11 protein-coding genes are annotated in these 12,510 nt (G+C 50.3%); all 11 read right to left on the bottom strand.

Going from position 1 to position 12,510, the window contains the following annotated elements; all coding sequences use genetic code 11:
* Positions 1–201: 201 nt before the first annotated feature.
* On the bottom strand, positions 202–609 hold the full coding sequence (locus PCAR_RS19240) for a transposase (protein WP_081425030.1): 408 nt from the start codon (positions 607–609) through the stop codon (positions 202–204).
* Between the two features lie 57 nt (positions 610–666).
* Entirely contained in the window at positions 667–1,881 is a 1,215-nt protein-coding gene (locus tag PCAR_RS08565; protein ID WP_011341259.1) for a DegT/DnrJ/EryC1/StrS family aminotransferase, read from the bottom strand.
* Positions 1,868–2,548, bottom strand: coding sequence for a sugar transferase (locus PCAR_RS08560; RefSeq protein ID WP_011341258.1), 681 nt, complete (start codon positions 2,546–2,548; stop codon positions 1,868–1,870). Before PCAR_RS08560 ends, PCAR_RS08565 begins: the two co-directional genes overlap by 14 nt.
* Before the next feature lie 296 nt (positions 2,549–2,844).
* Complete coding sequence (locus PCAR_RS08555) at positions 2,845–3,909, bottom strand: GNAT family N-acetyltransferase (RefSeq protein WP_011341257.1); 1,065 nt, start codon at positions 3,907–3,909, stop codon at positions 2,845–2,847.
* 106 nt (positions 3,910–4,015) lie between these two features.
* A complete protein-coding gene (locus PCAR_RS08550; protein ID WP_011341256.1) occupies positions 4,016–5,131 on the bottom strand; it encodes a glycosyltransferase family 4 protein in 1,116 nt (371 codons plus the stop codon).
* 88 nt (positions 5,132–5,219) lie between these two features.
* Positions 5,220–6,329, bottom strand: a complete 1,110-nt coding sequence (locus tag PCAR_RS08545) for a glycosyltransferase (protein WP_011341255.1) — start codon at positions 6,327–6,329, stop codon at positions 5,220–5,222.
* A gap of 200 nt (positions 6,330–6,529) precedes the next feature.
* The gene (locus PCAR_RS08540; protein WP_011341254.1) at positions 6,530–7,957 is read right to left on the bottom strand and encodes an oligosaccharide flippase family protein; all 1,428 of its coding nucleotides are present in this window, start codon (positions 7,955–7,957) and stop codon (positions 6,530–6,532) included.
* A gap of 132 nt (positions 7,958–8,089) precedes the next feature.
* The gene (locus tag PCAR_RS08535; protein WP_011341253.1) at positions 8,090–9,277 is read right to left on the bottom strand and encodes a DegT/DnrJ/EryC1/StrS family aminotransferase; all 1,188 of its coding nucleotides are present in this window, start codon (positions 9,275–9,277) and stop codon (positions 8,090–8,092) included.
* A 48-nt stretch (positions 9,278–9,325) separates the two neighbouring features.
* Positions 9,326–10,489 carry a glycosyltransferase family 4 protein gene (locus tag PCAR_RS08530; RefSeq protein WP_011341252.1) on the bottom strand — a complete coding sequence of 388 codons (1,164 nt, stop codon included), beginning with the start codon at positions 10,487–10,489 and terminating at the stop codon, positions 9,326–9,328.
* Between the two features lie 167 nt (positions 10,490–10,656).
* Positions 10,657–11,772 carry a glycosyltransferase family 4 protein gene (locus tag PCAR_RS08525; RefSeq protein WP_011341251.1) on the bottom strand — a complete coding sequence of 372 codons (1,116 nt, stop codon included), beginning with the start codon at positions 11,770–11,772 and terminating at the stop codon, positions 10,657–10,659.
* A 51-nt stretch (positions 11,773–11,823) separates the two neighbouring features.
* Positions 11,824–12,501, bottom strand: coding sequence for a metallophosphoesterase family protein (locus PCAR_RS08520; RefSeq protein WP_011341250.1), 678 nt, complete (start codon positions 12,499–12,501; stop codon positions 11,824–11,826).
* Between the last annotated feature and the right edge of the window lie 9 nt (positions 12,502–12,510).

Genomic DNA, 12,510 nt, shown 5'->3' with positions numbered 1-12,510 from the left:
CTCATCCTTTCTAAAATCGTTGCTTAATCCGCACAATTCATAAAAATTTGTGCTGCAACTTCCAGATGCACGCCACCTCACTCCGTGTTCAGTCCTTGCGCTTCGGCGTACTGCAAGTACATCTTCAGAGCAACTCCCTGTGCTTGGCCTGAGCTGACGAACACTTGCCGGTTTGGTGAAAAAGCCTCATACATAACCCAGCTAAATAAGTCTGTATGCCAGAAAAAAGTTTAGTACTCGGGTCAACAACATGTTAATTGTAAAGTCTTTGATACCTACTGAAAGACTACCATACAGCACTGATTGATCAAGGCCAATAGTTGCTGTGTTTGAGCCCTTCGCCCAAATCCTTTTTGTGTTTCGAACTGGCATGGGAAAGGATATTGCGCAGAAAATCATCCTGGCAACATTGCCCTCGCCCTGGAAGCAGCACTGAGCCGCGTTCACTAACCCGCTATGGTCATCTGAAACAACGCAGTGAACCTCTTTGAGGCCACACTTTTTCAGGCAGCGAAAGGTATCAAGCCAAAACGCCTCGGATTCCCTGTCGCCGATTCGCAACCCCAGAACCTCCCGATTGCCCTGTTCGTTCAGGCCAGAGACAAGCAGAGGAGTTCGAAAAAGATAACGGGAGGATCGGTTACAGTTCCTGACATGGAGGGAATTTTACCGGCAAGCCTTGGTGAGGACTTTTTTGATACGCTCCGCCATCATAGTGATATCTTCGCTTTTAAGCGTGGGATGGACAAGAAACATGAGGCTTGTGTCATTTAGATGGCGTGCATTCGGTAATCGTTCAAGTGGTCCCAGTCCTGCATCCTTAAAAGCCTTTTCCAGGTAAATCTCGCCACAGGTGCCGGTCAATCCAGGCACTCCCAGCTCTTCGAATGCTTGCAGAATACGATGTCTGTTCCAGGCAGCCTGTAAATGATCAGGGCACAAAAATCCGTAATATTTATAATAGGCATGCTCCATATGAGGCGGGGGCTGCGGCAGTCGCAAAACCGGAAGGCCTTGCAAAGCTTCCGTCAGTAGACCGGCATTCCGTCGCCTTATTCTTAACCATTCATCAAGTTTTTTCAGAGCCATACAGCCCAGGGCCGCCTGCATCTCGGTCATGCGCCAGTTAGTCCCGAAAGTATCGTATAACCATTGAAAACCGGGGTTTTTGTTCCGAGTGTGCGCGGCCGCATAGTTTCGTCCATGGTCCTTATAGGCCCAGGCCCTTTCCCACAAGGCTTCATCATTGGTTATCAGCATGCCACCTTCGCCGCCTGTGGTCATGATTTTATCCTGACAGAAAGAAAAAGTTCCGACATCACCGATACTTCCCACCGGTAGCCCACGATACGTCGCACCATGCGCCTGGGCACAATCCTCGATCACCTTCAAGGAATGTTTACGGGCCAATGCCATAATGGGATCCATTTCGCAAGGCCGACCGGCAAGATGAACAACAATGATCGCACGGGTTCGAGGGGTCAGGAGTCCGGCCACCGCATCGGCGGTGATGTTCTGGCTATCCGGATCGACATCGGCAAGCACAGGCGTAGCACCACACATCACCACCGCACTTGCTGAAGCAATAAAGGTCCGGCAGGTGGTTATCACTTCGTCACCGGGACCGATGCCGAGGGCGCGCAGAGCGAGTTCCAGGGCGACCGTTCCATTCGCCAGGGCGACGGCGTAGCGGGCGCCAAAACGTTTGGCAAATTCCATCTCGAATCGGTTCGCAATTTCACCGGTCCAGTAATTGACTTTGCCTGACTGCAAAACCTGAGTCACAGCCGCAATGTCATTCTCATCAAAGACCGGCCAGGGCGGCATCAACCAATCATCGGTGTCCGCTTTTGCCGCGATATGCATATTACGCTTCGTCATGATTTCCTCTGGGAATCATATTTCCACGATATGTTCCGTCCGTTGAAAGCTCGCACCGTTCGATATCCAGATCGTTTTCCACCAGATCCGGATCGGCAGATACTCCATGGCGGTTCAGGACAAACGAGACGGTCTTCAATAAAATCTTACCATCCAGAAGCAAGGACCGGTTTTCGACATACCAGACATCCATTGCCAGCCGCTGATCCCATGGCAACCTGTTACGTCCGTTAATCTGGGCCCAGCCGGTAATTCCCGGTTTTATCGTATGTCTCAGGCGTTCGCGCTGACTGTACCAGGGCAGATACTTGCTATACAAAGGCCGAGGTCCGACCAGGCTCATATCCCCCTTTAGAACATTGAACAACTCGGGCAATTCATCCAGACTGGTATTGCGCAGAATGCGCCCCAGGGAAGTCAGGCGCGCCCCGTCGGGCAGCAGATTGCCGTCATTGTCCCGATCCATGCTCATGGTGCGGAATTTGTACAAAGTGAAGGGACGCTCATTCAGCCCCGGTCGTACCTGTCGAAAAAAAACGGGTTTACCCAATTTCCAGCGCACCAGCAACCACACCCCCGACAACAGCGGCAACAACAGCAGTAACAGGGTCGCCGCAAAAAACAGATCGAGACAACGCTTCAAGAACATATCAGGCTGCAGTTCCATCCGTGGTCTTCCTCATCCTCGGGTTTATCCCGGTCAAACGAAACATGAAACCTATCACTCTCAATCCGAAAGGACATGATCGCGACCGATGCTCCTTCCCTCCGCCCCCTTCCTGTGCCGGCACAGGGGCATACGACATTCACTATAGTTTACCCGATCGAAGAAACCCTTCGCTCTATTCACCATACCTGCAATAGATGTTCAGGTTTGCATCCGATAACAATCACTTGCAAAATATCGAAAAACAACGAAACCGTGTCGAGCCAAAACCTTTATCCGTCATCAAATACCATAGTCTAAGTGTCCGTTTTTTCAATCTTTCTATAGGCTGGAAAAAAGTCTATTCCAAACATGGGCATGCCGCTTCGCTTTTCCCATGAGGCACATAATGAAGAGTATAGATTTTGGTTCAGAACCAGACGAAAGGTATGGAATGGCGTTAATCGAGAGGAAAATCCTGCTTTGAAGGCAAACAAAGAATCGTTGCGTCCCCCCAAGCCTCCCCCAAGGTGAAATAACCGCTCCCCTTGTCGCTGCCCCCAATTTCGCATGAAAGCGAACATAATTTTTGACGGAGCAAAGTCAAGATAATCGTCCCGACTGCCACCGAGATGATATTCCAGAATGCCGTCGACCAGAGTAAACAACCCGGCCGCCGCAACCTTGCCATCGGGGGAAAGCACACAGCACAGATGAAGGTGTGCTTCGAGAAATGTGCGCAAATCCTCGAAGTAGCTTTCTTTGAAAAAATAAAAGACTTCGGCCCCCACTCTCGCCATGGTCTGGCGATAGATGCGAACAAAATCGGGCAAATATTCCCAGACATCCAGCACCGCATGAAATCCGGCTTTGCACAGCTTGCGTATTCCTCTGCGATGATTGGTGCTCATGTCTCTGGACAATTCATCCGGAGATTGTCGCAGGTCGATACTCACCGTATTTCCATGTTCGACAAGAGTTCCCATGCCGGACAGTACCTGCAATGGACCATCGAGCAGAGGATGCATACGCAAAAACAGGGTAACCAGCCCCTGATCACAAGCGGCCCCGATGAAGGTCTCCATGAGCCTGCGACAAACCTCCGAAGAATCGGGTCGTGTAAACAGCGGCGAGGCATAACCATAAGGACTGACTGCATCCCATAGTTCGTCTCCGCGGCACAGGCCCTGCGGCACCCTGCGCAACAACAGAGGTACAAGCATGGCATCTTCACCGTCACTCGCATGAAATGCGATGGGCCTCCCTCCTTCGCAACGGGCTGCAAGAGCGACATAACCCGGCAAATGATAGACATCATGGCGAACCCCGCGGAGAAAATCGCGCCATCGATTATCCCCGGGGTCCAGAAACGTTCCCATCATAAAACCTTCCCCCAGTGCTGCGGTTTGATCGTTTTCAGAAGTGCGTAAGCCTGCAGATGCCCGCACGGATCATCCAGATACCAAACAGGTAGCCCTTTACGAGCCATCAAAGCTCCAAATTTTCGAAAATCATGTTGTTGACCTTGCGCACATCGTATATCTGAACCGCCCTCTTTCTGCCGGCATCGCCCATTTTTGCCTTTTCCCGTTGGCCGTCAAGCAGACGTTTCATCGCCGCCACCAACGCCGGCACATTGCGCGGAGCCACCAGCAAACCGGACTTGCCGTCGACAACAGCCTCCCTGCAGCCGGCGGTATCCGTGGTGATCACGGCTCGCCCCATAGCCATGGCCTCCAGTACCGTGCGGGGAATACCTTCGCCGCCATGAGTGGGCAGGACATAAACCGAACAATCCGCTATCGCAGATCGGACATCTTTCAGCCTGCCGAGATACTCAACCGCCCCCGCGCCGTTAACTTCGGCAAAGTCCGTCTCCGAAAGATACGAGGTTCCCTTTCCGGGGAAACCCGCCAGGCGAAAGCGGACCTTGGGGTAATCGGCATTCAACACTTTTGCCGCCTCCAGGTATTCGAATACACCTTTTTCCCTGACCAGACGTGCGATCATTAAAAAAGCATCCCGATCGGGGTAAGGCGCCGGTGTGAAATGCTCCACGTCGACCCCGGAGCCGGGTATGACAACGGATCGGACATACCCGGGCAAAAGATGCAGATCGGTGAAAACGTTTAGATCATCGTGGTTCTGAAAAAACACGACACGATTATGACGCAGGGAGATCCTGTACAGGCAAACAGCAAGGACACCCAATGCCCTGGCCAAATGCGTATGGCTGGAAAAGGTATAACCAAGACCTGTTATCATGGAGGAAATATAAGGAATACCTGCAAGCCGGGCGGCCAGAGATACGAAAATAACCGGCTTGATCGTGTAACTCAAAACAAGATCCGGCTTAATGGATCGAAACAAACGAAAAAGCCGCCAAAGATAGATCATGTCGCCAACAGGGGTCAAACCCCTTCGCCGCAGAGGGACATCGAAATAGGAAACCCCCATACGCTCAAGACGGGACTTGATTTCTTCGGAAGCGGACGGCGCAACCGCTCCGACTTTATGTCCCCTGCGCACCAGCCCCTCGAGCAATGCCCCACGAAAGTTGAGCAGGGAAAAAGCCGTGCTGCCAATAACAACGACATGCGCCATAAAAAGCCTCTCACCACTATCGAAGCTTGAACCCTACAACCAAAACTTTCCGATTTTGCGTACCAGCCCCAGGCTTTCCCTCAGCGCATCAATCCCCCCTGAGTAGTTTCAGGTAGGACCGGACCGCCTGCTCCTTTTGAAAGCGACCGAGATCGAGGTCGCCGGGGGAACGCACTCTTCCTTCAAGGACGCCAAGAATAGCCTCCGTCAAGGCGGACAAATCTCCCACCGGCACCAACGAGCCGAGTTCCCCGCCTTTAAGGACTTCAAAAGGCCCGTTCGGGCAGTTCGTGGACACCACCGGTACCCCCACAGCCATGGCTTCGATAAGGACCATGGACAACCCCTCCCAGCGCGAGGACAGGACAAACATGGCTGCATGCCGCATGTAGGCATAAGGATTGGATACAAACCCCGGCAGTGCAACGCTGTCCTGAAGGTCAAGGTCCGTAACAAGCTGCTCCAGAGATACACGTTCCTCTCCTTCCCCAAGGATGATCAAGCGTACAGGCAAGGATTCACGTACTCTTTTTACGGCTCGAACAAGCAAACCGTAATCCTTTTGCTCGGTTAAACGCCCCACCGACAGAAGGACTGGCGGTTCTCCGCTTTTAAACCAGGGATGATCCAGGGGCTCAGAAGCTCTGGTAAGCAATTCGGGAGTGATAGCCGGGTTGTAAATCACGTTTATCCGCTTAAGGGGAAACCCTGTCACCTTTGCGGCATCATCGGCCACCCCTTGAGATACGGCAACCACCGCTGAAGCGCTGCGGTAAGCCCCTCTCAAAATACGAGGAACCAGCATGCGGCGCCATCCTGGCATATCTTTCATTTTAATAGACATGGTATTGTGCAGAGTTGCCACGATACGAGTCGGGACTCGAGCCAACCTGCGAGCAACCAGGGAGGCCACATTGGTATGATCCATAGACGAGATCAGCCCCATGGGACGTTTATGGGCCAGGTAGGATTTAAGGCTCCCAATGGCGTATCGTATCCGCGGGGCATGAAGGTCGATCAGCGATACGCCTTGAGGAACCCGCTGGAGATAAGGGCCTTCTTTCTGCGCCAACACCAAATCGACATTTACCCCCTCTTCAAGAAACCCCTCGGCGAGATTGAGCATGGCACGTTCCGCACCACCTCCACGCAATGAAGGCAGGAACACCGCGACGAGTTCGGACTTATCATTCATCATCAGGCTTCCTTTCTATCCAGTTTTCACCCGGAAACGGCCCTTTCGCCTTATGAAAACTACATAGTGTGCATCCTGAGTTTCCGGATGCACACTATCTATGACACACCTTCCCGAATCTTGTATTTATTGTATCATCGCCCCATTTCTCTGCAGAGTTTTGACGAATATCCGTAAAACCTGGAAATAATCTTTTCACACCATCAAAGACGCGCCCTTTCCTTCCAGAAAAGCATCAATTTCTCCCGGGCATGGGCTACATTTAAAATCACCATCATGGAGGCATATACAACTGCGCTCATTACGATCTGTGCAAAAAAGCCCGCTAGTCCGGTTACACCACGAACAGGCCATAACAAGAGGGCCATACACAAACAGGCCATCGATATTTTGCACATTTCCAAAACAGGCAACGGCAGGGGGAAATATTTTCTACCCGCGATAGCACTGAGAATCATGGAAGAGGCATATGCCAAAACCGTAGCGTATGCGGCACCGACAATGCCAAAAGCAGGGATAAACAGGACGTTCAAGATGACATTCAAGAGTGCCGCAAACCCGATGACAAACACCTGTACCAGGGTATGGCGCCCCAGTTGAAACGCGAGGTCGAAATAATACGCCCGAATACCTGCCATCAAGGAAGCCACGGCTACCCAGGGAATAAGCGGAATGGCCCGACTGCGAAAAGCCTCCCCCAAAAAAAGACCACCGATGTTGGGTGCAAGCATCACCGCACCTACGGAAGCCGGCAAAGCTACCGAAAACAGCAATACGGCATTTTGCCTCAGTTGCCCGCGAGCAGCCTCGACACCGTGCTGCTCAAAAGCGCGCACCGCTAACGGATAAGCAGCCAGGTTCACAAACATCATTAAGGTAATAAGTGGATGACGAGTGATATCGTACCCTGCGGCATAAACACCCGTGGCCTTGTCATCAATGAGCCAGGCAATAAGAAAACGATCCGAACTGCCGACCACAAAGCTTAATGCAAACGCAGCGGTAAGCGGCAGCCCGTAGCGTAGCAATTCCTTTATCAGACCATCGGTATTGCGGGGCAAAACCTCTCGCCACTCCTGCCTTGGAACCCACACGCCGGCAACAAACAAACCGATCAGGATACCCAGCAACGGGCCGTAAACTCCTAATCCCCAAAGCAGAAAAAGAACGCCCAAACATAGGGCCAGGGAGGCTCTGGTACCTGATAGCAGGCCGTACCGAGCGGGATTGAGCTTACTGCGCACGAGTTCCAGATTTAATTCGAACCATGCCTGGGCCCAAAGCAAAGGTACGGCGACTCCGATCAGACCGCGCCACGTGGGATCGGGCCACAAGAACACCAGGAGAATACCGATCACTCCGGTTGTAAGCATCAACAAACTGAATCCCGCGAGAATTGCGGACAGAAAACCTTTGGGATGGCCTTGGTGGGAAGGAAGAAAACGCAATAAAGAAAGGCGAAGCCATTGAAAAAATATGACATTAAATAAACCGACACCGGCAATGACGAGAGCATATCTTCCATAGTTGTCCGGCGACAGCAGGCGCGTATAAGCGGCAATGGCCACAAAATTCAGGGCCCCTGGAAGTCCTCTGCAAACGGCATATGCTGCGGTATGGCGAAGAAGCATAAAATCCCCGTCAAGGCAAAGAGGATATTCCCGCTGTAACGACAGATGAATAACGAAACCGCCAGTACGACTGTTTTAAAAGAGTCTTCAAGGTCCTGCCACCACCCTGCGGATCCCTTGAAATCATCTGTCTTAGTGTTTCAGGATATCCTCTATTGAAGAGCAAATATACTGCAGTTCATTCTCGTTAAGAGACGGATAAATCGGCAGAGAGACACAACCTCGCCAGACTTTTTCTGCATTCGGAAAATCGACTGGGTTCAGAGAATAACGATTCTGGTAATAGGACATCCTGTGCAGCGGTTTGTAGTGAACCGAAGTACCAATCCCCCTGGCTGCCATCCGTTCGATAAAATCGTTTCTATCGACCGATATCGCATCCTGCAAAATAATGGGAAACAGGTGCCAGGCATGATTTTCATAATTATCCAGGATTACGGGAAGATCAACACCCTCGAGATTCTGCAACTTATCGAAATAGAAACGTGCACACCGTTCTCTGTTCTGACGTAAAAGATAGGCTCGATCGAGTTGCGCCAGTCCGATGGCGGCATTGATATCGGGCATATTGTACTTGAACCCCGGCGCCAGTACGTCATATTCCCAGGAAGGTTTATCCGCGGTATATCGATTCCAGATATCACGGTCGATTCCATGCAGACGCATAAGTCTTATCCGGCGGGCAAGCTCGGGATCGTTGGTGGTAACCATCCCCCCCTCACCGGTTGTTATGGGTTTATTGGCGTAAAAGCTAAAGCAGGTTATATCGCCGATACTGCCCACCATCTGTTCCTTTTGCCGTGCGGGAAAAGCGTGCGCGGCATCCTCGATAACGCGTATTCCATTTCTCCGACAAATATCCATCAGCCCGGGACCTTGTCCGCCAAGCATGTCGGCAGCCTGTCCACCGAAATGAACGACGATCAGGGCTTTAGCTCCGGGATGATCGGCAACCGCTTTTTCCAATATGGAGGGAGTAACCAAACTGGTTCCATATTCCACGTCCAGAAAAATCGGATCCGCGCCCAGATATCTGACCACCTCCGCCGTGGCGGTAAAGGTCATGGTTGGAACAAAGATTCGATCCCCGGGGCCAACACCAAGAGATTCCAGGGCCAGATGTAATGCCGCCGTACAGGAATTGACTGCGCAGGCAAATTCGACGTTGACGACAGAGGCGAATTTTTCCTCGAACAGGGCACATTTCCCGGCAGTGGTTAACCAGCCGCTTTCCAGAACTTCCCGTATGAGTTCGAGTTCCTGACCGTCGCAGACAACGCGGGAATAAGGTATATGAACGGAATTTGCGGAAGCATTCATGGTTGCCGAGATACTCCTTGTATGGGATATACCTGTAACGTCCTGTTTTCAGCTTTTAGATTCCATGTTCGGACAAAGGATATCGGAATAGATTTTTTCATACTGCCGAGCAATTTTATCAACAGAGAACCGGTCCTGTATGCGTTGTCGACCGAGAGCACCCAACGTGGCACGACCCTTCTGCCCAAGATCGATCAATTCCTGCCAGGCACGGCACAAGTCCTCTGGCTGACCCGGAGATATAATCCTGCCTGTCTCCCCCACGATATAAGCCGAATCTCCGACATCCGTCACCACAGCAGGCACACCACACGCCATCGCCTCACCTATCGTATTGGAGAAGGCTTCTCCGCAACGTGAAGAGGAAGTTGCGATATCGAAAGCTGCCGTAACCGCAGAAATATCCTTTCGCAGACCGAGCAAATGTACAGAGCCATCAAGGTTTTTTCCACTCATGGAACGAAGAAGATCAGGATTTTCCCGGGTAATATCATATCCACAAAGAACAAAATGGACATTGGGAAAACGTCGTTTAAGCAAATCCGCAGCTTTAAAAAAGGTATCGTGGTCTTTTTGAGGATGATACCTAGCCACCAACCCGATAACTATCGAATCGTTTGGGATGGATAATTCCGCTCTTATTGAATCTTTTGCATGAGTGTCAAATGAAAATTGAGACAAATCAAAACCATTAGGAATAACAACGATTTTTTTAGCGTCATAACCCAGCTTTACATGAATATTTTTAGCCTTTTCAGCGCAACATATGATTTTATGAGGCAAAACAGAAGATATACGACTGCATACTTTGGCTGTCCACACAGTTGTTTTTTTATCAACCTCAGGATCGAGATTACTATGACGAATATTCCATACGACTGGAATATTTCCTGCCAATTTCGCTGCCAATCCGCCAGCGAGATCGGCATGATACATCCACGTCTGAACCAGTTGCGGTTTATCCTTCCTAAACATGTGTATCAGTTTAAATAGGCCTCTTGGATCAGGGATTCCGGGTTTCAAACCGAGAACGGTGACCGGAATGCCTATCTGTTCAAATTTTTCGCGTAGTGTAGCGTAAGCAAGTAGGGAGGTGACTTTAGGTTCGAAAACATCTCGGTTGATATTGGACAACAACTTCAACAGCATCATTTCAGCGCCATTAGAGCCAAGGCCGGTAATCACAAAAGATATTCGAAACTTCCGGTTCACTGTCGACCACCTCGATGCATTCAAAATGTTATTTCTACAACCAGTAACTGGAGAGATATTCGCTGCTGCGATGCTTCCAATGACTGGACAACCATGCCGAGATAGAACATCTCTTCTTCCTCTGGGAGAAAGGCTTTTAAACTAGCGTCTCGAAGCGATAACCCGGACTAAAGAGACAAGTTATCCAAAATGAGTCTATTCACCTGGGCTTCATCGAACTGGGCCTCGGCTATTCTTCGGCTTGCTTCCCCCATGCGTGTTACCAGCTCGGGGTGAAGGATGAATGATTCCATGGCTTGAACCAATGCCGGCACATCTTGAACGGGGATCATAAATCCATTATCGCCATCCCTGACAGTTTCCCGGCAACCGGGAGAATCTGTTGTAATCAGCGCCCTTCCCATGGCCATGCTCTCCAACAAGGTTCGGGGTATGCCCTCGCGGTAATACGATGGGAGAACATAAACCGAAGCTTCGGCGATTGCAGGCCGCACATCAGACAGTTTGCCAAGATACTCCACTATCTCAAGGCGCTGATAACGTTCAATCTCCTCTCTGGAAACGGAACGATGTTGTTCGTCTATCCATCCTGCCAGGCGAAATCTGACTTGAGGATACTTGTCCTTGATGATCCGGGCGGCCTCCAGATATTCGGTAATGCCTTTTTCCTTGATCAAACGAGAGATTAAAATAAACGATATTTCATCCGGCGGTGATTGGAGAGAAAAATATGCAAGATCGACCCCGGAGCCGTTAACCAGAACGGGCTTGCCCTGGTTTTCAATCAAACCAAGCTCTAGAAAAAGTTTGAGATCATCGGGATTCTGAAAAAACACCTTGGCGTTTTTATTAAGAGCAAATTTATACAAACGCCGGACGAGTTGGTTGAGAATCTTTCTTTTGAATGTATCGCAGGAGAAGGAGTGTCCCAGCCCGTTGATCATTGAGCCGACAATAGGTACGCCTGTCAGACTGGCGGCAATGGAACCGTAAACAACCGGTTTGATATTGTACAGAAACACCACATCCGGAGAGATCTGTCCGATTATCCGCACCAGAGCCCGGAGGCTGGCCAGGTCGTGAAAAAGGTTCATACCGGCCCGCTCCAGAGGGATATTCTGATAGCTCACATGCATCCGGGCGAGCTGCTCCTGTACTTCAAGCGCGACATCGGGAGCACAGGCAAAGACCTGGTGCCCTCGGCGGACCATTTCGCCCAAAAGATTGTGCCTGAAATTTCGCAAGGTGTCTGCGAAGGGGCCGATCATGAGGACTTTCGCCATACAAGCCACCTCCCGGAGACAAAAGGATTTGTTTAAATAAGCTTCACGATTTCACCTGCAAAAATATTTCATCAGAATCGCCGGCCAACCTGCTTTTTCAATAGCGCGAATCATACGGGTGGTGTCGTATTCCAGCCTGCTCAGACGAATGTCCCTTGTCGAACTATCGTAGATGGCAAAGCAGGCGAATCCGTAAGCATCCCGGGGTTGGCCGATGGAGCCCGGATTGACCATGCTGAAAGCCGACACCTCTTTCACCATCTGATGATGAGTGTGCCCCAATATCAGTAAGTCTTCGTCATCTAACCGATAATCAACCGGATTGAACTGCTTGTCAGGATAAATGTACTCTTCCAGAAGATTAAAAGGACTACCATGAACAATTTTTATGCGATGACCTTCAAGATCCACAAACTTTTGTTTAGGCAAAGACCATAGGAATTTTAGATTTTCACCACTGATTATAGCTTTTGTCCGGGCGATGCATTCTCTTACTAAACAACTTTTTTTTTCCGGACATCCTGTCATAACATAATAATCATGATTTCCAATGATAGATTCAATGTTGTGTTTCTTTACAAAATCAATCGTCTCATTGACAAGAGGGCTGTATCCAACAATATCCCCGGCACAAAGAACTTTTTCGACATTTTTTGATTTAAAATATTCTATCGCTGATTCAAGGGCAAACGGGTTTGCGTGTAAATCCGATATGATGCCGATCTGCATGGAGAACCT

It is taken from the genome of Syntrophotalea carbinolica DSM 2380 (genome assembly GCF_000012885.1).
GTDB lineage: Bacteria > Desulfobacterota > Desulfuromonadia > Desulfuromonadales > Syntrophotaleaceae > Syntrophotalea > Syntrophotalea carbinolica.
Note: the sequence above shows the minus strand (reverse complement) of the source record. Positions and strands in the feature narration are given on the sequence as shown.